At 59.8% G+C, this 25,312-nt stretch carries 20 protein-coding genes and 1 other annotated feature; of the genes, 16 read left to right on the top strand and 4 right to left on the bottom strand.

Going from position 1 to position 25,312, the window contains the following annotated elements; genetic code table 11:
* The 4 genes from H6650_06945 to rpsO all read right to left on the bottom strand — a co-directional run bounded on the left by H6650_06945 (position 1) and on the right by rpsO (position 5,164).
* Positions 1–900: a GNAT family N-acetyltransferase gene (locus H6650_06945; protein MCB8951734.1), complete on the bottom strand. Its 900-nt coding sequence runs from the start codon at positions 898–900 to the stop codon at positions 1–3.
* Positions 897–2,153 carry an AI-2E family transporter gene (locus H6650_06940; GenBank protein ID MCB8951733.1) on the bottom strand — a complete coding sequence of 419 codons (1,257 nt, stop codon included), beginning with the start codon at positions 2,151–2,153 and terminating at the stop codon, positions 897–899. The genes H6650_06945 and H6650_06940 overlap by 4 nt, the downstream gene beginning before the upstream one ends.
* A 195-nt stretch (positions 2,154–2,348) precedes the next feature.
* Complete coding sequence (locus tag H6650_06935; protein ID MCB8951732.1) at positions 2,349–4,589, bottom strand: polyribonucleotide nucleotidyltransferase; 2,241 nt, start codon at positions 4,587–4,589, stop codon at positions 2,349–2,351.
* Between the two features lie 308 nt (positions 4,590–4,897).
* On the bottom strand, positions 4,898–5,164 hold the full coding sequence (gene rpsO, locus H6650_06930; GenBank protein MCB8951731.1) for a 30S ribosomal protein S15: 267 nt from the start codon (positions 5,162–5,164) through the stop codon (positions 4,898–4,900).
* Between the two features lie 611 nt (positions 5,165–5,775).
* Here rpsO and H6650_06925 point away from each other — a divergent pair.
* The 16 genes from H6650_06925 (at position 5,776) to H6650_06850 (ending at position 25,301) form a co-directional block, all read left to right on the top strand.
* A complete protein-coding gene (locus H6650_06925; GenBank protein ID MCB8951730.1) occupies positions 5,776–6,255 on the top strand; it encodes an Hsp20/alpha crystallin family protein in 480 nt (159 codons plus the stop codon).
* 263 nt (positions 6,256–6,518) lie between these two features.
* Positions 6,519–7,004: an Hsp20/alpha crystallin family protein gene (locus H6650_06920; GenBank protein ID MCB8951729.1), complete on the top strand. Its 486-nt coding sequence runs from the start codon at positions 6,519–6,521 to the stop codon at positions 7,002–7,004.
* A gap of 301 nt (positions 7,005–7,305) precedes the next feature.
* Entirely contained in the window at positions 7,306–9,204 is a 1,899-nt protein-coding gene (gene dnaK, locus H6650_06915; GenBank protein MCB8951728.1) for a molecular chaperone DnaK, read from the top strand.
* A gap of 294 nt (positions 9,205–9,498) precedes the next feature.
* Positions 9,499–10,452 (top strand): J domain-containing protein, encoded by a 954-nt coding sequence (locus H6650_06910; protein ID MCB8951727.1) that lies wholly within the window; start codon positions 9,499–9,501, stop codon positions 10,450–10,452.
* 236 nt (positions 10,453–10,688) lie between these two features.
* Positions 10,689–11,621 carry an aldo/keto reductase gene (locus H6650_06905; protein ID MCB8951726.1) on the top strand — a complete coding sequence of 311 codons (933 nt, stop codon included), beginning with the start codon at positions 10,689–10,691 and terminating at the stop codon, positions 11,619–11,621.
* Positions 11,622–11,719: 98 nt separating this feature from the next.
* A complete protein-coding gene (locus H6650_06900) occupies positions 11,720–13,774 on the top strand; it encodes a hypothetical protein (protein MCB8951725.1) in 2,055 nt (684 codons plus the stop codon).
* A gap of 421 nt (positions 13,775–14,195) precedes the next feature.
* Entirely contained in the window at positions 14,196–14,771 is a 576-nt protein-coding gene (locus tag H6650_06895) for a GNAT family N-acetyltransferase (protein MCB8951724.1), read from the top strand.
* 647 nt (positions 14,772–15,418) lie between these two features.
* Positions 15,419–15,710: a binding site (T-box leader), on the top strand.
* Between the two features lie 119 nt (positions 15,711–15,829).
* Positions 15,830–17,338, top strand: coding sequence for an anthranilate synthase component I (gene trpE, locus H6650_06890; GenBank protein MCB8951723.1), 1,509 nt, complete (start codon positions 15,830–15,832; stop codon positions 17,336–17,338).
* Between the two features lie 73 nt (positions 17,339–17,411).
* Positions 17,412–18,425, top strand: coding sequence for a tryptophan--tRNA ligase (gene trpS, locus H6650_06885; GenBank protein MCB8951722.1), 1,014 nt, complete (start codon positions 17,412–17,414; stop codon positions 18,423–18,425).
* Between the two features lie 139 nt (positions 18,426–18,564).
* Complete coding sequence (locus H6650_06880; GenBank protein MCB8951721.1) at positions 18,565–19,131, top strand: aminodeoxychorismate/anthranilate synthase component II; 567 nt, start codon at positions 18,565–18,567, stop codon at positions 19,129–19,131.
* A gap of 89 nt (positions 19,132–19,220) precedes the next feature.
* Positions 19,221–20,252 (top strand): anthranilate phosphoribosyltransferase, encoded by a 1,032-nt coding sequence (gene trpD, locus H6650_06875; protein ID MCB8951720.1) that lies wholly within the window; start codon positions 19,221–19,223, stop codon positions 20,250–20,252.
* Positions 20,224–21,324, top strand: a complete 1,101-nt coding sequence (locus H6650_06870; GenBank protein ID MCB8951719.1) for a methyltransferase — start codon at positions 20,224–20,226, stop codon at positions 21,322–21,324. Before trpD ends, H6650_06870 begins: the two co-directional genes overlap by 29 nt.
* Positions 21,325–21,785: 461 nt before the next feature.
* Positions 21,786–22,664: an indole-3-glycerol phosphate synthase TrpC gene (gene trpC, locus H6650_06865; protein ID MCB8951718.1), complete on the top strand. Its 879-nt coding sequence runs from the start codon at positions 21,786–21,788 to the stop codon at positions 22,662–22,664.
* Positions 22,665–22,814: 150 nt separating this feature from the next.
* Positions 22,815–23,219: a cobalamin B12-binding domain-containing protein gene (locus tag H6650_06860; protein MCB8951717.1), complete on the top strand. Its 405-nt coding sequence runs from the start codon at positions 22,815–22,817 to the stop codon at positions 23,217–23,219.
* Between the two features lie 4 nt (positions 23,220–23,223).
* Entirely contained in the window at positions 23,224–24,267 is a 1,044-nt protein-coding gene (gene meaB / locus H6650_06855) for a methylmalonyl Co-A mutase-associated GTPase MeaB (protein MCB8951716.1), read from the top strand.
* Positions 24,268–24,341: 74 nt separating this feature from the next.
* Positions 24,342–25,301, top strand: a complete 960-nt coding sequence (locus H6650_06850) for a ribose-phosphate diphosphokinase (protein ID MCB8951715.1) — start codon at positions 24,342–24,344, stop codon at positions 25,299–25,301.
* The last annotated feature ends 11 nt before the right edge of the window (positions 25,302–25,312 follow it).

The raw sequence follows: 25,312 nt of genomic DNA, 5'->3' as shown, positions 1-25,312 counted from the left end.
TTACACTCCTGAAGTTGAGGTTGTGGCCGCCGCGTTTGGGAGAGGACGGGCGAACACGAACATTTCGATGTCATCACTGAGTGACCAGCCAGCGGCATCCAGCCACTCGTGCATGAGGGGCGTGGCCGGGGGTTTGCCGTGCATGGTTTCTTTGCCCAGGCGGGCGGTGAGGCGGCGCAGATCGGCGAGCAGGGCGGGCATGTCGGCTTCGTGCCGGGTAACGGCCAGGTTCATCCAGGCGCGTTCCGGTTCTTCGGGGTCGTGGGTGGTGTCGGTGATGGTCATGCCGGCATTTCCCCTCCACCAATATACTCTTTCCGCCGCGACCAGTCGGGGCAATGCCGGCAGCAGCGAAAACCACTGCCAACCATCCTCATACAAATCCGCCGTCCACTGGCGCACATCCGTTTGCGCCAGCCATGCCGCCGCGGCGGCCGTCTCCGCAATTTTGACCCTTTGCAGCGGTGGCGGCGAAAATGCCGGCAGCGCCGGCCCTCGCGCCAGCAAATAACGAGAAACCAGCGCAAACCCGGTAGACGTCGCCAGATGATGCGTCGCCTGATTCGTGGAAGCCGTGGCAAAACGCAGCACGCCCGCGCCAATTTCGTCGGCCAGCGCGACGGCATAATCGTGCAGCACACGCGCCACGCCCCGCCCACGAAAATCGGGATGCACGCGCAGCCCCTCCAGCCACCACTCGCCCGCGGTCAGGCGGCTCAATTTGCCAAAGCCCGCCAATCGCGTCCCGTCCAACACCAGATAGAACCGCCCCACGGGGTCCGCTACCCAATCGGCGAAGGTTTCCGGGATGTAATCTTCTCCCTCCCAAATGTGGGAGGAGAGTTCACGCACGGCGGCCTCGTCCGCCAGGCAAGCCAGGCGAATGTTCAGGTCGTTCATCCCTGCTCCCCTAATGTGCCGCCAGCGGGTGTATCGGCGGATAATGCCGGCACAGGCTCCGGTTCGGATTGTGGCCGCCCGGCCGGCTCGCTCAAGGGAAAAGGGGGTAAATCGGAGATTTTGCGGAACATATAAATCAGCAGCAGCCGCATCGTGGCCAGGATGGGCGCGGCCAGGAGGATACCCAGGATGCCGGCCACGTTGGCGCCGATGATCGCACCCAGGAAAACGACAAACGGGTGCAGATTCAGGCTACGACCAATGATGCGGGGAACCAGGACGATGTTCTCGACCTGTTGAATAAGGATATACAGCCCCAAAATGATGGCCGCGTACAGCAGTGGCGACATATTGGCCCCCAGCCAGCTTCCGTGGCTCTGGAAGAGGGCGACCAGGACGGCGGGGATAGCGGCCAGCGTGGGTCCAAGATTGGGTACGAATTCGGCAATGCCGGCAATAATCGCCAACACCAGCGCATTCGGCAGCCCGGCCAGCAGCGCCACGCAAAACGTGGCAATCCCCACCACCAGGCACAGCAGAAGCTGTCCGCGCAGAAACGCATTCCACGTCACGCTGATCTCATACCCCAGGCGGTACATATCCGCCTGATACGGCTGCGGAATCAAATGCACCGCCGAGTCGAAAAGCTGCCGAAAATCCTTCACCATATAGAAGGACAACACCAGCACGATAATAATCCAGGCGATGGTCGAAAGCGTGGCTCCGGCCACGTTGCCCAAGACATTCACCGATTCCCGCCCTATCGATTGGGCAATCTGCACCAGGTTATCCGCCAGGTTAACGTAAATCTGGTCCAATACCGGATACTGATCCAGGGGAATCGTGAAGCCGGCAATGTGAATGGGGCGGCTGAGAAACTCGCCCGCGCTCTGCAGATATTCTGGGGTGCGTTCTATCAGTGCATTCGCCTGATTGATGATGGATGGGATCGCGGTGATGGGGATCGCCAGCAAAATCGCCAAAAAAAGGAGATACACAATGGCGATGGAAAGGTTGCGGTTCAGGCGTGTGCGCTGATGCAGCAAATTGACGATTGGCAAGACCACGTACGCCACCACCACAGCCATGATCACGGGTAGCAAGACGCCGCGAAGCTGGTAAATAAACAGCAGCAGGACAATGATCAGGCCAGAAGCAACCGCCCGTTTACCGCGACTACTCCACGGCGGCGAAGGGCCAAAATCAGGCAATCCGTCCTGCTCTTGCTGTTTTGCTTTTTGGTTCCCTTTCATATTGTATTTCCTCAGTGGCAACCAGAAACTTCTTCTTGCAAATTATACCAAAGCCGGCGCGTGCTGTGTGCAGGCAAGTTGACGCAAAAAAGGTGCAAAAAGACACGCCACGCCACCTCGCTCTGTCTCGACACAAAAAACGCCCCAGCCACGCGGGTGACTGGGGCGACTACATGCACTGTCATGGTGCGGCGACTAGCCGCGGCGATCACCGCCGCGACGAGGACGACTGCCGCCCCGTCCGCCGCGTTCTCCACCGCTGCTGCGACCACCGCGACCACCGCTGCCGTTGGGGCGTTTGCCGCCACCTGGCATGTCGCGGTCACGCGCTTCTTCCAGCGTCCAACCTTCGAGGACGGCCTGGCGCGAGAGCCGTATCTTTCCTGAGCTTTCGTCAACGTCCGTGACCATCACCATCACTTCGTCACCCAACTTCACGGCGTCCTCGACACGTTCCAGCCGCTGCGAAGCCAGTTGGGAGATGTGGACCATCCCGTCTGTCCCCGGCAGCAGTTCGACGAACGCGCCAAAGCTCTCGATACGCACGACCTTGCCCGTGTAGATTTGCCCCAGCTCTGGGCCGCGCGTAAGGGTGTTGATGTAATCAATGGCTTCATCTGTCTTGAGACCATCAACGCCGGCAATGTAAATGGTTCCGTCGTCCTGAATGTCAATGGAAACATCATAGTTTTCTTCCAGGCTACGAATGGTCGCCCCACCCTTTCCGATGACGGCGCCAATCTTGCTGGGGTCGATCTTGATGCTTTCCATGCGCGGGGCCCACTTGCTCAACTCGGAGCGCGGCCCGGCCAACGTAGCCGTCATGGAGTCCAGGATAGTCATGCGGCCCTGGCGCGCCTGCTCCAGCGCTTCGGCCATCATTTCTTTGGAGATACCGCTGATCTTGATGTCCATTTGCAGCGCCGTGACGCCCTGAGAAGTGCCGGCAACTTTGAAGTCCATGTCGCCCAGATGATCCTCCACGCCCTGAATATCCGTGAGAATCGCGTACTTGGTCCCGTCCGTCACCAGGCCCATCGCCACGCCCGCCACCGGACGTTTAACAGGCACACCACAATCCATCAGCGCCAGACTGGCGGCGCAGACGCTCGCCTGGCTCGTACTGCCATTCGACGATAACACTTCCGAAACCACGCGAATCGTGTACGGGAAGGACTCTTCCGACGGAATTACCGGCTCCAGCGCCGTCTGCGCCAGCGCCCCATGCCCAATCTCGCGCCGTTTGGGGCCACGCAAGGGCCACGTCTCGCCGGTGGAAAAGGGTGGGAAGTTGTAATGATGAATGAAGCGGCGCGTGTCTTCCGGGTACAAACCGTCCAGTTTTTGCGCCTCGCGCGGCGTGCCCAATGCCACAATGGAGAGTACCTGGGTTTCACCCCGCTTAAACAGACCAGACCCATGCGCGCGCGGGCTAAGGCCGACCGCGGACGAGAGCGGGCGAATGGTAATGTAGTTACGTCCATCGGGGCGAATGCCTTCGTAGAGAATGCGGTCGCGCACGGCGTATTTCAGCTCATCGGCAATGACGCCACGAATAAGACGCGGGTCCAGCGTTTCATCTTCGGCAAGGAAACTGTTGACGGTATCCTCGCGGATCTCATCCATTTCTTCATTGCGCTCATGGCGATCTTCATATTCGCGCACCAGATCGCGCACGCGGCTACCGAGGCGGTCCGCGACGGCCTTTGCCAGTTCCGGATCGGTGTCGTCCGTTATGGGCGTGGCTTTGGGTTTGCCAACGGCCTGTTGCATCTCCAGTTGCAGATTAATCAACGGCTGGAGAGCGTCGTGCCCAAAGGCCAGTGCTTCCACCAGCAGCGATTCGGGGACTTCCTTCGCTCCGGCTTCTACCATGATGATGGCATCACGCGTGCCGGCAATTCGCAGGTCAAGCGTGCTGTTTGCCATTTCCTGAATCGTGGGATTGACGACAAACTGGTCATCAATACGCGCCACGCGCACCGCGCCCACCGGACCATTCCAGGGGATGTCGGAAATCGTCAGGGCCATGCTGGCGGCGTTGACGGACATGATGTCGAGGTGGTGCACGCTGTCAGAGGAAAGCGTGGTAACAATGACCTGGACTTCGTTGCGCATGTTCTTGGGGAAAAGCGGGCGCAGGGGGCGGTCCGTGAGGCGCGCTGTGAGGATGGCCTCGGTCGTAGGTCTGCCCTCACGACGGAAGAAGCTGCCCGGAATTTTGCCGGCAGCGTACATCTTCTCCTCAAAATCAACCGAAAGCGGGAAAAAATCCAGTCCTTCGCGGGCAAAGCGCGACATCGTCGCCGTCGCCAGCAGCATGGAATCCCCAATCGTCAGGGTAATGGCCCCCCCCGCCTGCGGAGCCAACCGGCCCGTGGCAACGTGAACGTCATGCGCGCCCACTCGCGTGGTAAAAGTTCTTTCTTCGGACATACTGTTCTATACCTCCAGGGTATGATAGCGTAACCTGTTTCGCTTTGGCGCGGCTTCGGCCTACCTGCGCGCAAACGCAACAAAGCACAGACCCAAGAAATGGGCTGTGGTTAACAAGGCTACGTGCTAATTCTTCGTCTGGGGCAAGAACGTTTAGGGATTGGGCATTGGCCCGTACCGGCGAGTACGGGACAATGCCCAACTCCTAAACCCTGGTTCCGCCGCGCAGACGTTATACGTTTATTATCTGTTAATTCAGAAGCAAGCGCAGAGGCATGGCAGTCGCCATGCCCCTACGGAAACTTCTACTAACGACGCAATTGCAGCTCCGCCAAAATGCTCTGGTAGCGTTCCGGGTGATTCTTGCGCAAATAAGCAAGCAATCGACGACGCTTACCCACGAGCTTAAGCAGGCCGCGGCGGGAGCTTTCATCGTGGCGGTGCATCCGCAGGTGCTCCTGCAACTGGCGGATTCGTGCGTCAAAAATGGCGATCTGCACTTCCGCCGAACCAGAATCGCCTTCATGTTGGCCGAATTTCGTGATCAGTTCGGCTTTTTCCGTCTGAGTCAACATCTATTTATCCTCCGATGTAATTGGTTGTGATGAGCCAGGTAGTCGTCGTGCCGAATGAACGTCAGGCTACCGAGCCAGAAAGGGATTATAAGCGATGTAGGGGCAAAGTCCAAATCCGACGAAATGAGCGGGAATACTATGCAACCCTATTCGGTACAGCGATCTATCCGAACATCGCACCTGCTCCCCAGAACAAACGGCTACAGACGATGAAACGATGAGTCATTGATCATCCGCCCGCGGCACTCCGCGCTGGTTGTAGTCCTACCGACGCGCGCTGTCCTACGTATTTCTAATCTTGATCATACACGCCTCTTACATTGCCGTGCTTAAATTACCGGTAGATTCTGGGTCTCGGGAGCGGAACACACCTGAGAAATCCCGCCAAAGCGAAAGGCGTTCCCTAAAGGTGAACAATCCATTCTCGCATAGGTGAGATATTTAACGTACTCACCAAACACCGGGAGCGCCACTAAGTAACCGCCCGAAAACAACTTCACACTTTTTACGGGCGGTTACTGTCAAGCTGCCCGCACATTTCCGCTAATTTAATTGCGGGCAGCCACTAACTGGCAACAACCAACCATAAACTTCTTTCGAGGAGGTCTACTATGTCTACACTTGTACGCTGGAATCCGGTTCGTGAGATGTTGAGTCTGCGCGACGCCGTTGATCGTATGTTCGAAGACACCTTTGATTTTCCCAGCTTTCGTTGGCCGGAAGCGAAAATGTGGTCCGTGGCTCTAGATGTGATTGAAGACGGTGACAATTACATCGTCAAGGCATCACTGCCTGGTCTGAACCCGGAGGATATTGACGTCACCGTGAATGACAACATCCTCACCATCAAGGGAGAAGTAGAAGGCGAGAATCTGGTTCACGAGGAGCAATATCATGTTCGTGAGCGCCGGTTTGGCAGTTTCATGCGCAGCGTAACGCTGCCAACCCTCATCAATGCGGACAAAATTGAGGCGGTCTATGCCAAAGGGGTGCTGGAGCTACGTATCCCGAAGGCGGAAGAAGTGAAACCCAAGCGAATCGCCATCAAGTCCGATGGTCACAAAGTGATTACGGCGAAGGCAAACAAATAGGCGCACAGAGCTATTTGACCCTCACGAGTCGCTCGAAAGCCCCGGTTCACATTGAGCCGGGGCTTTTTTGCTGCCGGCATTTTCCCTCCCGCATCGTCTCGCACCCCCCGAAAATTCCGACGTATTTCTAACTTTCGTCATACGTTGCTCTTACACTCATTCAGTTTAATTAGGGACGTATTCACAAACAAACACATGTGAAAGCAAAAACATCATCCTCAAAAAAGACATTCACCAAACGACAAATCATGGAGGTCGTAAACATGGCTACTTTAACTCGTTGGAACCCGGTACGCGAAATGATGGCCCTGCGCGAAGCGATGGATCGCGCTTTCGAAGACACGCTGGAACCCCCCGCGATGCGCTGGAACGACGCCGCCGAATGGCCGCTGGCGCTGGACGTGGTGGAAAACAAAGACGGTTACATGGTGAAAGCCTCGCTGCCCGGCGTCGATGCCGAACAGATCGACATCACCGTTAATGAAAACATCCTCACCATCAAGGGTCAGGTAGAGAAGGACGAACTGGCCGAGGGGACTCGCTATCATGTGCGTGAGCGCCGCTATGGGACGTTCAGCCGCAGCCTGACGCTGCCGCAGTTGGTGAACACGGACGCCGTGGAAGCCAGCTACACCAACGGCATCCTCTCTCTCTTCATCCCCAAAGCGGAGGAAGCGAAACCGAAGCGGATTACCATTAAGACCAACGGCCACAAAAGTGTATTCAAGGCGGAAACGGCAACGAGCTAACGGCTGCACGAGTTTGATAACGGCGACAACATCGCCCGGTAAAGACGGCTCTCCTGCTACAACGTTGGGAGAGCCGTCTCTCTTTTCTCAAATCCGCTTCTGCGGCAGCCACTCGCTACTTCTCCATTTCATACGCAACGCTAACACGGGTCATATATGTTTTTTACGCGCCTGGCATAGGATGAGTAGAGTACAAGAGAAGAGGCAGCGCAAATGCCGGCACAATCCCCCCCGCATCCAGCCTGCTGCGAAGAATGTCAACCAACAGGACGAACAATCCTGATTCTCCGAGGAGGATAAAATGTCTAAAATCATTGGAATTGACTTGGGCACAACCAACTCCGTCGTAGCCGTGATGGAAGGGGGCGACCCCGTTGTCATCCCCACGGCTGAGGGTGGGGAATTGTGCCCTTCAATTGTAGCCTTCAGCAAAAAGAAGGAACGCCTGATCGGTCAGACAGCCAAGCGCCAGGCGGTCGTAAACCCGGAAAACACCGTCTATTCCGTGAAACGATTGATGGGGCGGCGGTTTGAAGAACAAGAAACCAAACGCACCATGAAAATGGTCCCCTACGAAATCCAGGCGGGAACGCACGGAGACGCGCGCATTCACATCCCGGTCACGAACAAGACCTACACGCCCCAGGAAATCTCCGCGTTTGTGCTGCAAAAACTGAAGCGAGACGCGGAAGCGTATCTGGGCGAGCCGGTGTCCAAAGCCGTGATCACCGTGCCTGCCTATTTTAACGACAGCCAACGGCAGGCAACCAAAGACGCCGGCCAGATTGCCGGTCTGGAAGTGATGCGCATTATCAATGAACCAACGGCGGCGGCGCTGGCGTACGGGTTGGACAAAAAACAGGACCAGACCATCCTCGTCTTTGACCTGGGTGGCGGCACGTTTGACGTGTCCGTGCTGGAAGTGGGTGATGGCGTCATTGAGGTGAAGGCCACCAACGGTGACACGCATCTGGGCGGCGATGACTGGGATGAGCGGATCGTTCACTGGCTGGTTGAGGAATTCAAGAAAGACCAGGGCATTAATCTGGCGAATGACCGCCAGGCATTGCAGCGGCTGCGTGAGGCCGCGGAGAAGGCGAAAATCGAACTATCCACGCTGATGGAGACGGAGATTAACCTGCCGTTTGTGACGGCGGATGCCGCCGGACCGAAGCATTTGCAGATACGTTTGAGCCGTGCCAGGTTTGAGAATTTGACGCAGGATTTGGTGCAGCGCTGCCGGCATCCGTTTGAACAGGCTTTGCAAGATGCCGGCATGTCCTCCGCCGAACTGCGCGAAGTGGTCCTGGTGGGTGGTTCCACCCGTATGCCCATGGTCCAGGACCTGGTGCGCGAACTAACCGGCAAGGAACCCAACAAAAGCGTCAACCCGGATCAGGTCGTCGCCGTGGGCGCGGCTATCCAGGCCGGCGTGCTGGGCGGCGAGGTTAAAGATGTCCTCCTGCTGGACGTCACCCCATTGAGCCTGGGCATTGAGACGATGGGTGGCGTCATGACGCCCCTCATCCCGCGCAACACCACCATCCCCACGCGCAAGTCACAAATCTTCACCACGGCCGAGGACGGCCAGCCCGGCGTAGACGTACAGGTGCTGCAAGGCGAACGCCCCATGGCCGAGGACAACAAACCCCTGGGCCGATTCCGCCTGGACGGCATCCCCCCCGCGCCGCGTGGCGTCCCCCAAATCGAAGTCACCTTTGACATCGACGCCAACGGCATCCTGCACGTGAGAGCACAGGACAAGGCCACCGGGAAAGAGCAAAGCATCCAGATTACGGCTACCACCAACCTGAGCGAAGCAGATGTGGACCGCATGGTCAATGAGGCACGACGCCACGAGGCGGAAGACCAACGTCGCCGCGACCTGGTGGACGCCCGCAACAGCGCCGACTCCCTCATCTACACCACGGAGAAAAGCCTGCGGGAGCTAGGGGATAAGGTTCCCGCCGCCGAACGCAGCCGCATTGAAGCCAGCATCACGGAACTGCGGCAATCCCTGGGCAGCGATGACGCCGGGCGCATTCGCAATCTGAGCCAGAAACTGGAGCAAATGAGCTACGCCCTCAGCCAGCAGCTTTACCAGACCCAGGGCGGCAATGAAGGCTATGGCTTCACCGGGCAGACCGGTGGCGAAGGAAACGACGAAGACGTCATCGAAGGCGAGTTCCAACAGGCATAATGCACACCGGTCGGCGCCCTGTTCGACGGATCATCACAATAACGCCAACCGCGGACCTTTGGGTCCGCGGTTTTCATTTCCAGAGTTCCCATGGGAGCGACGCACTTGCCAAACCACCGCAGTTGTGAAAACTGCGCCCGTCTTTTAACATCGCCACGCGTAAATCGTATTCTAATAGTTTTGATACGGAACTGTGTTATTCTAATATGGTGTGGCCTGATAGGGTGCCGTTGATGCCATATTGCGTACACGACCACCAAAGGCCAGCGAAAAGACAAAGTATGGAGCAGTTGCATGGAATATCGTGATTACTATCAGGCATTGGGCGTGAGCAAGACAGCCAGCCAGGACGAAATCAAAAAGGCGTACCGCAAACTGGCGCGCCAGTATCACCCTGATGTCAACCCGGACAACAAGTCGGCGGAAGAACGCTTCAAGCAAATCAACGAAGCCTATGAAGTCCTCTCCGACCCGGAGAAGCGGCAGAAGTACGACCAGTTTGGCTCGCAGTGGCAGCAGTTCCAACGCATGGGCGGGCGACCCGATGATTTCTGGTCGCAGTATGCCCGCCAGGGCGGCACGCGGGTGAATATGGAGGACCTGGAGAGCATTTTACGCGGCTTTGGTGGCCAGGACAGCGGAAACTCCAGCTTTTTTGACTTCCTGTTTGGCAACCTGGGTGGACAGCAACGGGGCGGTTTTCAGGCACGTCCGCAACGAGGCCAAAATGTGGAAGTGACTGTGGAAGTGACCCTGGAAGAAGCACAGAATGGCACGACGCGCCAGGTGAAGAAGATGGACGGCACGACCGCCCAGGTGAAGATTCCGCGAGGGGTAAAAACCGGTTCCCGCATTCGTGTGAAGGGGGGCGGTGCGCCGGGCGCGGGCGGCGGCCCTGCCGGCAATCTCTACATCAATATCCAGGAACTCCCCCATGCCCAGTTTGAACGGCGCGGCGACGATCTCTACGAAGTGGTCAACGTCAGTCTGTATACGGCCATCCTCGGCGGCAAAGTGGAAGTGCCCACCCTGGACCATGTCGGCACGCTCACCATCCCCGCCGAAACCCAAAACGGGCGCGTCTTCCGCATCACCGGGCAGGGTATGCCCGTCCTCAATCACCCCGACCAACGCGGCAACCTGTACGTCACCATCCAGGTCGAACTTCCACAGCACCTCAGCGAAGCCGAACGCGCCCTGTTCCGCCAGCTTCAGGCCCTCCACGCCGAGCCACACCCCGCCGACTAAGGAACGGAAATCAAATAAGACAACGAAGTTGTCTCCTTTCCGTTCCTTCAAACTGACGATGCCATTCCGTACTCTATACCATCGTCAGTCTTAAGTGACCGTCCGCAATTGAACTAGCGGAAACGTGCGGGCAGCGGCTATCTTGGATAGCGGCTATCTTGAAATGCTTGGCAGTAACCGTCCGTCTATCAACTTTTTTCACGTGAGTTAGAAACTCGCCCCACCAGGAGACCCTCATGAATTATCGTCCCTTAGGCAACTCCGGCGTCCTTGTATCCGTCATCGGTTTGGGCACAAACCAGTTTGGCGGCAAAGTAGACCAGCAGGGCGTCAACGACATCATCGATGCGGCGCTGGATATGGGCGTCAACTTCATTGACACCGCCGACGTGTATCAAAAAGGACGCTCGGAAGAAACGCTGGGTGTAGCCCTCAAGGGGCGGTGGCAGCAGGTTGTCCTGGCAACCAAAGTATTCGGCAAAATGGGCGAAGGTCCGAACGATCGCGGTGCGTCCCGCTATCACATCTTTAACGCGGTTGAGGACAGTTTGCGCCGCCTGCAAAGCGACCACATTGATCTGTACCAGATTCATCGCTGGGATGCCGGCACGCCCATTGAAGAAACCTTGCGCGCGCTGGACGATCTGGTGCGTGCCGGCAAAGTGCGCTACGTGGGCGCGTCCGGGTTCGCCGCCTGGCAACTGGCGCGGGCCAACCTGTTGGCCGAAATGCGCGGCTGGTCCCCCTTCGTCACCATTCAACCCCACTACCACATGCTGGAGCGAGAGCTAGAGAAGGAAATGATCCCGTACTGCAACGCATACGGGGTGGGCATTCTCCCCTACTTCCCCCTGGCGGGCGGTTTCCTGACGGGCAAATACAAGCGCGACGAACCCGCGCCCGCCGGCTCTCGCGGCGAAGGGAGCGCCTACGTCCAGGGGTACATGACGGACGCCAATTACACGGCCGTGGAGAAGCTGACGGCGTGGGCGGAGAGTCGCGGGCGGACCATGGGGGCATTGGCGCACGCCTGGCTGCTGGCGCAACCACAAGTGAGTTCGGTGATTTCCGGCGCGACAAAGGTGTCGCAGATACGGCAAAATGCGGGGGCAGCCGATTGGGCGTTAACGTCCGCGGAGTTGGAGGAAGTCAACGCTATTCTGGGATGATGCAGGCTGTAGTCTCTCGTTATAAAACGAGGAAATGCAACTACTAACGCGCTCTGGAGATTGGACCAATCGGGCTTAGCAGTTACGAGGAAATAACGATGAAAAGAATAGTGCTGTGGTTCATTCTGGGTGTCACGCTCCTGGGAGCAACGTGGGGCGCGGGGCGGGTGAGTGGGGCGCGGGGCAGCAGTGGGGCGCGATGGGTAGGCGGCGGGGGTGTGGCGGAAATGCCGGCATCTCCCGCCCAATTCCTCCCCGCCACCACCGACAGCACCGGCCCCCTCTACGGCGTCAACTTCATGAGTTCCGCCGAAGACCCCGCCGACGACCAGCAATACGCCAACGCCCTCTCTACCGGCGCGCGCTGGAACCGGTGGCCCCTTTACTGGTACAATATCGAACAAAATCCGGGGCAATTCAACTGGAGCGCGCAAGACGCCACCATCATCGCCGACCTGGCCCATGGGCTGCAAATCGACGCTATTCTCCTCGGAACCCCCGGTTTTTACCTCACGGGCGGCCTCGCTACTTTTCCGTTGACGCCATCACCGGCGGAAATGCCGGCAGGTCCCCTCTCCCTCACCGCGCCCCAAACCGCCACCCCCGTCGGCCTCTACGAACCCATCTTCACCGACGGCACGGACATCCCCGGACCGGGCAAAACCATCAACCCCGACAACAAATGGGCCAACTTCGTCTCCGCCGCCATCAAACGATACAAACCGGATGGCATTCTGGCGCAGGCCAACGGCTGGCCGGACGGCGTCGGCATCACCCATTGGGAAATGTGGAACGAACCAGACCTGCCCAGCTTCTGGGACGGCAGCGTGGCGGACTATGCCCGCCTGCTCAAAGTCGGCTATCTGGCAGCCAAGACGGTGGACGACTCGGCGCAGGTGTTGTTTGGCGGGCTGGCGAACAATTTCTCCGGGGATTTGCTGAATTTCTACGAAAATGTGCTGGACATCTACGACGCGGACCCGCTGGCGGCGAACAACGGTTATTTCCACGACATCCTGGCGACGCATAGCTATTATTACGCCTGGCAGTCGTGGTATCATGTATTTCGTGCCGGCAATTCCCTCGGCGCGCACGGCCTGAACAAACCCATCTGGCTCAACGAAACAGGCGTCCCCGCCTGGAACGACTACCCCGGCCCCGTCTGGGACCAAACCAGCCCCTACCGCGCCACCCTCAGCGAGCAAGCCGACTTCATCATCCAGAGCGCCTTCTACGCCATGTATGCCGGCGCGGACGCCATCTTCCACTTCCAGCTTTACGATGGCTGCGGCAACCAGCCGCGCGGCACCGATTTCCCGCCCCACAACGGCGAATTGTGCGACGCCAACGGCATGTTAATCAGCGACCCCACCAAACCATGCGCCGGGGACGCCAACGGCCTCTTCAGCAACCCCACGGACGCCGCCTGTTTCACGCAGCACCCCACCCCCGAATCGCCGCGCCAAAATAACGCCACCTATCGCATTCTCACCACCTATGTGCAAGACGTGGAACCCTTGTGGCGCGAACGCCCCGGCAGCGAAGACCCATACAACGGTCCGCAAGAGTGGATTGCCTTCTACCGCCCCAGCAGCGGCGAGCGCATCGTCGGCCTCTGGGCACGCTTCGGCGAAACGGAAGTGGCCCAACTGCCCGCCGCCGCCGACAGCGCCCTGCTAATCACACCAGACGGTGTCACGCAGATGCTCACCGCCGTTGATGGCTTTTACACGCTCACCTTGCCCGCCGCCACCAACCAGAACAAGCCGGCCGATTGGGACCCCGCCCTCTACCCCATTGGCGGACGTCCCCTTATCGTCATCGAGACGGACCGCCGCGCCCCGGTGGTTTCTCTGTCCATCTCCCGCGTAGGCGCCACCATTAACCTAAGCTGGTCGGGAGATGACAACCTGGGCAGCGGCGTGCAGGATTACGTGATACTGGTGGCCGAAAACGATGGCGCGCCCCAATTGTGGCTGCAAGACACCACAGATACGTCCGCCATGTACACGGGCGACCCGCAGGCCAGCTACACGTTCACCCTCACTGCCCGCGACCGGGCCAATAACGTCAGCGATGCGGTGACGCAAACCGTCGCGCCCTCCAACCTGGTCCCCGGCGCCTTCCTGCCACTGGTGACCGGCGGCAATTAAAACGCCTTCTCTCGCATGGGTTCGAGGCACGCCCACTTTTTGCGGACGGTTGCTGATAAGCTATCATGGATAGTCACTATCCGCGCGTTTCCGCGAACTTCATTACGGACCGCCACTAACTGCGGCTGTCCTTAGTAACGGAAATCAAATAAGACAACGACGTTGTTTCCTGACCGTTCCTGCAAACTGACGATGCCATTCCGTACTTTATTTCATCGTCAGTCCTTAGGGTTCGCTCGGAACAAGCTTTGGACTTTCCAATACATCAGAACCCTTCCCGCGCATCCGTCAATTCCCGAGCGAAGCCTTTATTAACGGATGCGCCTTTTCCGCGCACCGCGCCGTCAAACTGGCTCGCGCGTTTTCAGCCTGTCTGCTACGCCTGAGTCCATTATCACCCCTTCCCCTTCGGAGACGAATCGTGACACCTGACATTTTGCGTGATTTTCCTGATCAGATAGAAACGGAACGATTGACAATTCGCGCCCCGCGTCCGGGAGATGGCACAGCGGTGAATGCGGCCATCGTGGAGTCGTGGCCGAGATTGCAGGTGTGGATGGATTGGGCGCAGTCGCCCCATCCACATACGGTGGCGGAGACGGAAACGTTCGTTCGCCGCTCCCATGCCGCCTTTGTGGAGCGCAGGGACCTGCAACTGCTCTGCTTTTTGCGCGGCACGGATGTGTATGTTGCCGGCAGCGGTCTGCACCGCGTTAACTGGACCATCCCTCGATTTGAAATTGGTTACTGGGTGCGCACGCAGTTTGAGGGGCAGGGATACGTCACGGAAGCCGTCAACGCCATCACCGACTTTGCTTTTGGCGTTTTAGGAGCCAGGCGCGTGGAGATTCGCTGCGACGCGCGTAACAAAGCCAGCGCCGCCGTCGCCTACCGCGCCGGCTACGAACTGGAAGCCACCTTGCGCTGCCATGAGCGCGCCGTTGATGGCAGCCTGCGCGACACCCTGCTTTTCGCCCGCGTCCTGCCGGAAGAATAAACCATCAGGCGGGAGGAACGGCCCACTTTGGCGGGCGCAACGGAAATGTTGTAAGAAATGGCCGCAGGTGAAAAGCATCCTACACGGCAGGGCAAACAAAAAAGCCCCAGATGGGGACAAGGAACCTTCGTGGCAGCAAAGCAGGCGATTGTATGTAGGGGAGTTTCTTGGTGGCCGATGACAGAAGTTGGCTTCGATCGGGTGCTTCCCTCGACATCGAAAGCAAGCGGGCACACTAGTGGAAACTCAAAGACCGCCTCTTTGTGCTGCCAGTCCCTTGTGCATCTGGGGCACTATGGACTGTAATCGCCTACATAATACGCCTATTTATCCCCGTTTGTCAATGGGCTTCCGCGTTTAGGCTGCGCGGAACTTTTGTTGATAACCCATAAGCCCATTGCCTCTCACAGAAATACGGGGAACACAAGTTGTTTCCGCCCGAGTCGAGGGCGGGGCGCGCAGCGCCCTGGCGCGGAACAGTATTCGCCCCACAAAAATGACGGTGTCAACAAAAACCCCGCGCACCCCCGCGTTTATAGTTTGGAATAACCCGGCGGAGATATTGCCCTGCCTGTCCCCCCACCGACCAGACACCCCGCTTTTGACAAGGACGCGACTCCATGCTATATTTTGCCCAACTTTATAAAGCAACAACACGGAACTGGAAGAGTAATCGGCAAAGCGGGTTCCAGAGAGTTGGTTCGTAGGCTGGAAGACCAACAACAGCGCCGTCGGTGAATGGACCAGGGAGTTGCCTGGGCGAAGACAAGTAGCCCAGGCCGGGTCGCTCCCGTTACAGGGCTGAGGTCTCGTCCGCGGACTGGACCAACAAGAGTGAGGCTGGCTGGGGTTTTGATTCGCGCCATCACGGGCGCGATTTTTGATCCCGGGCAACCTAACCAGGGTGGCACCACGGGAATTCACGCTCTCGTCCCTGATCGGGATGAGGGCGTTTTTGTTTATGCCGGCATCTCACCCACTACCCACCACCAACTGACAGGCTGCGGAGGATTGCATCGAAAATGATGAAACAGGAAACAGCAACCCCAAAATCACGCATTTATGCACCGGACCTGGCCGCCTTCCGCCAGCTTGCCGCCGGTTCCGCCAACCTGATCCCCGTCTACCGCGAATTCGCCGCCGACCTGGAAACGCCCGTCTCCGTCTACCTGAAGCTGATGCAGGACAGCGGCCCCTCCTTTCTGCTGGAATCGGTCGAAGGCGGCGAGCGCGTGGGGCGCTACTCCTTCGTAGGCGTCAATCCGCGCGGCATGATCTCCCTGCAAGGCAACACCGTGACCGTCTCCCAGGCCGATGCCGCCTACAGCCGCGAATTGGCGGCGGGCGAGGACATGCTGCACGTTTTGCGGGCGGAGATTGAGCGATTTACACCCGCCGACGTCCCCGGACTGCCCCGTTTTATTGGCGGCGGCGTGGGGTATCTGGGGTATGACGTGGTGCGGTATTTCGAGAAACTACCCGCCTCCGCCACCCACGCCCTCAACATCCCCGACGCCATCTTCCTCCTCGCCGACACCCTCGTCGTCTTCGACCACGCCCGCCACCGCCTCCTCATCCTGGCAAACGCCCACGTCGGCGACGACCCGGAAGCGAGCTACATAGAGGCCATCGAACGGATTGAGCGCGTCAGCGAAAAACTGCTGCGCCCCCTGCCCGCCGTGCCCCATCGTCGTTGGGGCATCGGCCTGCACCAACACGACGGCGCGCCTCTGGTCTCCAACATGGGGCGGGAGCGGTACGAGGCGATTGTGCGCCAGGCGCAGGAACACATCCGCGCCGGCGACATCTTCCAGGTCGTCCTCAGCCAGCGCCTGACGCGGCGCACCGGGGCGCATCCGTTCGCCATCTACCGCGCCCTGCGCATGCTCAACCCGTCGCCCTACATGTTTTACTTCGACTTCGGCGCGCACGAGATGCAGGTGATCGGTTCGTCTCCGGAAATGCACGTGCGTCTGGAGGATGGGGTGGCGAGTGTGCGGCCCATTGCCGGCACGCGCTGGCGCGGCCAGACGGAGGAGGAAGACGCGGCGCTGGCGGCGGAACTCCTCGCGGACGAAAAAGAACGGGCGGAACACGTGATGCTGGTGGACCTGGGCCGCAACGACCTGGGGCGCGTCAGCGAGTACGGGTCGGTGCGGGTACGGGACTTGATGACGATTGAACGGTACAGCCACGTGATGCACATCGTCAGCCACGTGGAAGGACGGCTAAAGGCGGGCATGAATGCGTATGACTTGATGCGGGCTACGTTTCCTGCCGGCACGGTCAGCGGCGCGCCCAAAGTCAAGGCAATGGAGATCATCGAGACGCTGGAAGGGGAAAGGCGCGGCCTCTACGCCGGCGCGGTCGGCTACTTCGGCTACGATGGCAGCATGGACACCTGTATCGCCATTCGCACGATGGTCATGCAAGGGGACGCCGTCTACATCCAGGCCGGTGCCGGCATCGTCGCCGACAGCAACCCGGCGCGCGAGCACCAGGAATGCCTGAACAAAGCCCGCGCCCTCGCCGTCGCCATCGAGCGCGCCGAAAGCGGGCTGTTGTGAGGGGCGAGGGGCAAGTGGCAAGTGACGCCACCAACCACCAACTATCAACCGTCAACTATCAACTAAAAAAGCCATGAACAAAAAAATCGTTTTTAGCGGAATTCAACCAACGGGAAATATCCATCTGGGCAACTACCTGGGCGCGGTGCGTAATTGGGTGCGGCAGCAGGGGGAAAAGGTCAACTTCTTCTGCGTGGTGGATTTGCACAGCCTGACCGTGCCGCAGGACCCGGCGGAGCTGCGTTTTCAGACACGATCTCTGGCAGCAGTCCTGCTGGCTGCCGGCATTAACCCCGACCAAAGCACCCTCTTCATCCAAAGCCACGTCACCGCCCACGCCGAAGCCTGTTGGCTCCTCAACTGCGTCACCCCGCTGGGCTGGCTGCAACGCATGACCCAGTATAAAGACAAATCGGCGCGGCAGGAAAGCGTCCTCACCGGCCTCCTCGATTACCCCGTCCTCATGGCCGGCGACATCCTCCTCTACGACGCGCACGAAGTCCCCGTCGGCGACGACCAGAAGCAGCATGTCGAACTGGCCCGCGACATCGCCCAGCGATTCAACAGCTTCTACGAAGAGGAGTTCTTCGTCGTGCCCGAGCCAAAAATACCGGAGGTGGGCGCGCGCGTGATGGGGCTAGACGACCCCGGTGTGAAGATGTCCAAAAGCTACGCCCACGTGCGCGGCCATGCCGTGCGCCTGCTGGACGATCCGAAGGAAATCACGCGCTCCATCAAGCGCGCCGTGACCGATTCGGGCAACGAAATCGCCTTCTCCGATGACCCGGAAAAGGCAGGCGTCAACAATCTGCTCGGCATCTACAAAGCGATCACGGGAAAGAGCGAGGCGGACGTGCTGGCCGACTTTGCCCATGCGCGCGGCTACGGCGACCTGAAGAAGCAGGTGGCGGAAGTCGTCGTGGACACCCTGGCCCCCATCCAACAGCGTTATCACGAGCTGATGCGCGATCCCGCCGAACTGGATCGGCTGCTGCTACGCGGCGCGGAACAGGCGCGCGCCATCGCCATGCCCAAACTGGCGGAAATGAAGCGCATCATGGGCCTCGTCCTCCCTCCAAAAGTATAGGACGCGGAAAAACGCGGATGCATACAAAACCGCACGTCCCATCATTCAAGAGGCAACCAAACGGCGCACCCCCTCGCCACTCGCCCCCCGCCACTCGCCACTCGCCACTCGCCACTCGCCACTCTCCAAGAGGTGACACATGATCCTCGTCATCGACAACTACGATTCCTTCACCTATAACCTGGTGCAATATCTGGGCGAACTGGGCGCGGAGATCCACGTAGCCCGCAACGACCAGATAACGCTGGAGGAGATTACCGCCCTCTCTCCCACGCAAATAGTCATCAGTCCTGGACCGGGCGACCCGGATGATGCCGGCATTTCCAACCAGGTCATCCACCAGTTCGGCCCCCACACACCCATCCTGGGCGTCTGCCTCGGCCACCAGTGCATGGGCGCCGTTTATGGCGGAACCGTCGCCCGCGCCCCCCGCCTCATGCACGGCAAAACATCCTCCATCTACCACAAAGGACGCGGCCTCTTCAACGGTGTGCCCAGCCCCTTCAAAGCCACCCGCTACCATTCACTCATCGTGGAAGAACCCATCCCCGACGTGCTGGAAGTCACCGCCTTCACCCGCGACGGCGAAATCATGGGGCTGCGGCACAAACAGTACCCCGTCGTCGGCGTCCAATTCCACCCGGAGAGCATTCTCACGGAACACGGCAAGCGCATCCTGCAAAACTTCCTCGACGGGCGTCTATAATAGGAAGCGGATTCAGGCCCCCGCCATCGTCGAAATCCGCGGCATCCGTGCCCAATCTTATCCGCCACTAGACTAGAATGGAGTTTGACATGCCCTTGAAATCAGCTATTGCCAGCGTCATCAATGGAGAGGATTTGAGCTTCGCGGAAGCGGAAGCGGCCATGAACGTGATCATGGACGGGGAGGCGACGGCGGCGCAGATTGGCAGTTACCTCACGGCGCTGCGGATGAAGGGGGAAACGGTGGCGGAAATTGCCGGCAGCGCCGCCGCCATGCGCGCCCACGTCGTCAGCGTCCCTCTCCACCACAACCCCGATGAGATGATCGTGGACACCTGCGGCACAGGCGGCGACGGCAAACACACCTTCAACATCTCCACCACCGCCGCTTTCGTCGTCGCCGCCCACGGCGTCAGAGTCGCCAAGCACGGCAACCGCGCCGCCAGCAGCCGCAGCGGCTCCGCCGATGTCCTCATGGCATTGGGCGGCAACCTGGACCTGAACGCCACGCAAGTCGCCGCGTGTATGGCCGAAGTCGGTATCGGCTTTCTCTACGCCATCAAACACCACCCGGCCATGCGCCACGCCATCGGACCCAGACGCGAACTGGGGCAGCGCACCATCTTCAACCTGCTGGGCCCCCTCACCAATCCGGCGGGAGCCACGCACCAGGTCATCGGTGTGTTTGACCCGCGCTGGACAGAGCCGCTGGCCCGCGTGTTGGGGGAACTGGGCACAAAGGCCGCCTTCGTCGTGCATGGCGCGGATGGCCTGGATGAACTCTCCAACACCGGTCCCAACCGCGTCAGCCGCCTCTGGCAAGGGGAAGTGACCACCTTCACCCTGGACCCCCTGACGCAGTTTGGCTTGCCGCGCGCCACGATTGCCGACCTGGTAGGCGGTACGCCGGCGGACAACGCCCAGATCACGCGCGACATCCTCAGCGGCAAAGACCAGGGACCCCGCCGCGACATTGTGCTGCTCAACGCCGCCGCTGCCCTCAGCCTGGAATGCAACGATTGGGAGGCGGGTCTGGCAGAAGCGCGCGCGGCGATTGACAGCGGCGCGGCCATCGCCAAACTGGAGCAGTGGATTGCCAAAACGAACAGCTTCCGCGGCTAAACGCGCGTCCACGTCAAGCAGCGGCGAGGCGGAAACAGCCGTTTTCGAAGCGGAAGTCATGCACGGGATGAAGCCATTCGCCGAGGCGGAACTGCGGCGGCGGTTGGGCGCGTCCATGCGCCTGCTACCCGACCAGGATGCCGAGGCGATCCGCTTCGCCTATGGCGGCGATTGGCGGCGCTGCCAGGATTTACGGCTGGTCAATGCGGTCTATCTGGCGGCCCATTTCCCTATCCCTCGCCCCAAAGCGCTGTTGGGGCATCAGCATTGGCACAAACTGTTGCGCCTCATTGCCGCGGTGCGCGCCCTGCATCCGCCGCGCGCCTTTCGCACCTGTCACGTCAGTGCGGCGGGGCGACAGTCAACCATCTTGCGACGATTGCAGCAGCAACTGGCGGCGGACACCGGGCTAACGCTGGACGAGACGGCGGGCGATCTGTGGCTGCGCCTGCGACCGGCGGCAAGCGCGGTGGGCGGCTGGGACATGCTGGTGCGGTTGACGCCGCGCCCGCTCAGTACGCGATTCTGGCGCGTACGCGACATGGAAGGGGCGCTCGGCGGTCCGGTGGCGGCGCTGATGGTAGACCTGACGCAGCCGCAAGCCACAGACCGGTTCCTTAACCTCACCTGCGGCTCCGGCACGTTGCTGGTGGAACGATTGCTGACTGCGCCGGCGGCGCTGGCGGTGGGCACGGACCTGGACGCGGCGCATTTGCAACTGGCGCGGGCGAATTTGGCGGCGGCGGGCGCGTACGCTTCGCTGATGCGGCAGGATGACGGCGCCGCCGCACTGGCGGCGGGCGCGTTTGACGCCATCGTCGCCGACCTGCCCTGGGGGCAATTGGTCGGTGAAGCGGCGAACCTGCCCACGCTTTACGAGCGCGTATTCGCCTCCGCCGCGCGTCTGGCGCGCCCCGGCGCGCGTTTCGTGCTGATCACGCATATGGTGCAGGTGACGGAACAAACGCTGGCGCAGCAGGAAAATTCATGGCGGGTCTTGCGGCGTATTCCCCTGCGGCGCGGCAATCTGCGCCCGCGCATTTATGTCCTGGAACGGAGGAATAATAATTAACTGGGGTTTGGCGAATTCCACATAGGGTGATCGGAGTCGAGGCTTTAGCCGGGTCAACCCCCATATGTGGACCGGCTGAAGCCTCCACGCCAAAAACGCCAGAGTCCAGTAATTAATTGTTGAATTGTGAATGGGTGTGTTTCAAATAGGTTGCTCAGGCTGCCTGCGCCGTAGGACAATTTGCCTAAATTGTCCCTTCACGGCGGAGGACAATTCGGCGAATTCCAGCAAACAATGACTCTACTGAAAAAAGGCCAAAAACCGGGTTTTTACACGTGAACCACTCTGGTAATTTCAGTCGGACAATCGAAAAACCCGGTTTTTTCAGTGACACCCATTGTGAATTGGTGAATGGGTAATGACGATGGTTGGCGTGTCGGCTTCAGCGGTAGCCCGCTGAAGTGGCGTTTCTGTCCACTTTTCACTTCCCACTAACCACTATTTCCAAAGGAACTGCTTTGATGAGTGTGAGTAATCAGGCTAAACGACGGGGAACGATCCTCGACGAGATCATGATGTACCATCGGCAGCAATTGCCGAAGACGATGCGGGAAGTGCCACTGGCGGACTTGCGGGCGGTGGTGGGGCTGGCCACGCCGCCGCTGGATTTCCTGGCGGCGGTGAAGGCGCCGGGGGTGTCGCTGATTGCCGAGTGCAAGAAGGCTTCGCCGAGCAGAGGGTTGATTGCACCGCGTTATGACGCGGCGGAGATCGCGGAAACGTATGTGCGCGGCGGGGCGCGGGCGATTTCCGTGCTGACGGATGGCCGGCATTTCCAGGGTTCATTGGCCGATTTGAGCGCGGTCAAAGAAGCGTTGCGCGCGCCGGGGCGGCTGATTCCCGATAAGAAAGACCCTCGGCGGGCGCGGGGGATTCCCGTGCTGCGGAAGGACTTTATTTTTCATCCGTATCAACTGTATGAGGCGCGGGCGGCGGGGGCGGATGCGGTGCTGCTGATTGCCGCCGTGTTGGAGGGGGGCGATCTGGGATCGCTGCTGCAATTGGCGCGCGAATTGGGGATGGAGGCGCTCGTGGAGGTGCATACGGAAGCGGAACTGGCGCGGGCGCTACAATGGGAGCCGCGGATCATCGGCGTCAATAATCGAAATTTGCAGACGTTCGCGGTGGATTTCGACAACACGGCGCGTTTGCGAAAGATGATTCCGCCGGCGGTTGCGGTGGTGGCGGAAAGTGGGCTGAAGACGGCGGACGATGTGCGCACGATGCGGGATATGGGGGTGGATGCGGTGCTGGTGGGGGAGACGTTGATGCGCAGCAGGGATGTGGTGAAGATGACGCGCGTGTTGGTGAATGCCGGCATTTCCGCCCCCCCTTCCTAAAATCCTCGCCAATCTCCCCATTTTCCAACACGCTTCTAACTCGTAAAACCCTCCTACAATCGGTATAATGAGGCGTCCGCGCTGGCGGCAACGCCACGGTTGCGGATCCATTTCCCAACAGCAATGCATAACTGGAAGAGGGTTAAGTGTATGGAAGAACGTAAAATCCGTGTCCTGATCGCCAAGCCTGGCCTGGACGGACATGATCGTGGCGCAAAAGTGATTGCGCGGGCGCTGCGCGATGCCGGCATGGAAGTTATCTACACCGGTCTGCGCCAAACACCGCAGATGGTCGTCGAAGCCGCCTTGCAAGAAGACGTAGACGTGATCGGTCTGAGCATGTTGTCCGGCGCGCACATAACGCTCGTGCCCGCCATCATGGACCTGCTGCGCGCCAACGACATGGAAGACGTCCCCGTCTTTCTCGGCGGCATCATCCCCAACGACGATTGGCCCTTGATGCACGAACAGGGCGTCGCGGACATTTTTGGTCCAGGAGCCAGCACCGAAGACATCGTGCGGACCATTCGGGAGCGTGTACTCGGTGAAGGATAATCAAATCAACGACGCGCTCATCGCCGGTGTGCGCCAGGGCAACCGTCGCGCCCTTGCCCGCGCCATCACCCTCGTGGAACGCAGCCGAGAAGGAGCCGAAGCCGCCGTCCGCGCCCTCTACACGCACACGGGGCGCGCCCACATCGTGGGCATCACCGGTTCCCCCGGCTCCGGGAAAAGCACGCTCGTCAACGAACTGGCGAAAACGTTTCGCGCGCGCCAAAGTGACGCAGGACAGCCGCTGCAAGTGGGTATCGTTGCCGTTGACCCCAGCAGCCCGTTCACGGGTGGGGCGCTGCTGGGCGACCGGGTGCGCATGAGGGATTTGGCGGGAGATGCCGGCATTTTCATCCGCAGCATGGCCTCCCGTGGACAACTGGGCGGGCTGGCCGAAGCCACCGCCGCCGTCGTCAAAGTCCTCGACGCCGCCGGCTTCGACATCATCCTCGTGGAAACCGTCGGTGCGGGACAGGCCGAAGTAGACATCGCCAGCACCGCCCACACCGTCCTCGTCATCGAAGCCCCCGGCATGGGCGACGAAATCCAGACCATCAAAGCCGGCATCCTGGAAATCGCCGACATCCTCGTTGTCAACAAAGCCGACCGCCCCAGCAAGGAAAGTACCGTCAAGGCGCTGCGCATGATGCTGCACCTCAACCCCACCGGCACCCGCGCCACCTACGAAATCCGCCACCACGGCCAACGCATGACCGTGCCCGGACCAAACCACAATGGCCCCGAAACAGAGCGCCACCGCTGGGAAACAACGCTCTTTGAAACCGTCGCCACGGAAGGTGCCGGCATCTCGCATCTCGTTGATGGCATTCAGCAACACCGGGCCTACCTGCGCAGCAGCGGCGAATGGCGCGTGCGCGAGCAGGAACGCAGCCGCCAGGAAGTGGACCAACTGCTGCAAGCCCGCTTCATGGCCCATCTGGCCGCCGTTGTGCCCGAATCGCAGCGGCAGCAGCTTATTGCCGCCATTGCCGCCCGCGAAATCGACCCCTATGCTGCCGTAGCGCGGCTCTACGCACACCTGAACACCTAGTGTGAGCCGCCCGTTTCATCCCGAAGCGCTTTATCCGCGACATCATTCGTTTGTGTCCGACAGGAATCCATACCATGACAACACGTACGTATGGCGAAATCAAGTTGCTGGCCGGCTCCGGTTGCCCGGAGCTGGCGCGGCGGATTGCCAACTACCTGGGCCTGACGCTGGGGGATTGGGACATCATCCAGTTTCCGAACAAGAATATCTGGATACAACTGAAGGAAAGTGTGCGCGGGCAGGATGTGTTCATCATCCAGAGCCATTCGCAGCCGGTGCATACGAACATCATGGAGACATTGATTGCCATTGACTGCGTGAACCGGGATAGTGCCGGCAGAATCACCCTCGTTGCTCCCTATCTGGCCTATTCCCAAAGCGATCAGAAGACGCTCCCGCGCGTGCCCATCACGGCGCGACTGCTGGCGGACATGATAGAAGTTGCCGGCGCGGACCGCTGGATGACCATTGACCTGCACGCCGGCCAGATTCAAGGCTTCTACAAAATCCCCGGCGACCACCTCACCGCCCGCTATATCATCACCGACTACCTGAAAGAGAAAAACCTCGTCGATCCCGTTATCGTCACCACAGACCTCGGCTTCGCCAAAATGGGCCGCAAATACGCCGACATGCTGCACGCCTCCATCGCCTTCGTGGAAAAACGCCGCATTGCCAACGACCTGCTCAAACGGGAAGCCCTCGGACTTATCGGGGACGTGCGCAACCGAGACGTAATCATCATCGACGATCTGGTGGACACCGCCGGTTCCATGGCCCAGGCCGTCAACGTCGTCAAGGATTACGGCGGCAACAACGTCTACGTCGCCTTCACCCACCCCGTCCTTTCCGATCCGGCTACGGAACGGCTGCGCGACTTGCCCGTGCAAGAATACATCACCACCGACACCCTGCCCATCCCCCCCGAAAAGCGGCTCCCCAACTGCACGGTCCTCAGCGTCGCCCAACTGCTGGGCGAAGTCATCCAGCGTTCACACGAAGGGCGCAGCGTTGGGCAATTATTTAACGAATAGGTATCAACCAC

The organism is Ardenticatenales bacterium, from assembly GCA_020634515.1.
GTDB lineage: Bacteria > Chloroflexota > Anaerolineae > Promineifilales > Promineifilaceae > JAGVTM01.
Note: the sequence above shows the minus strand (reverse complement) of the source record. Positions and strands in the feature narration are given on the sequence as shown.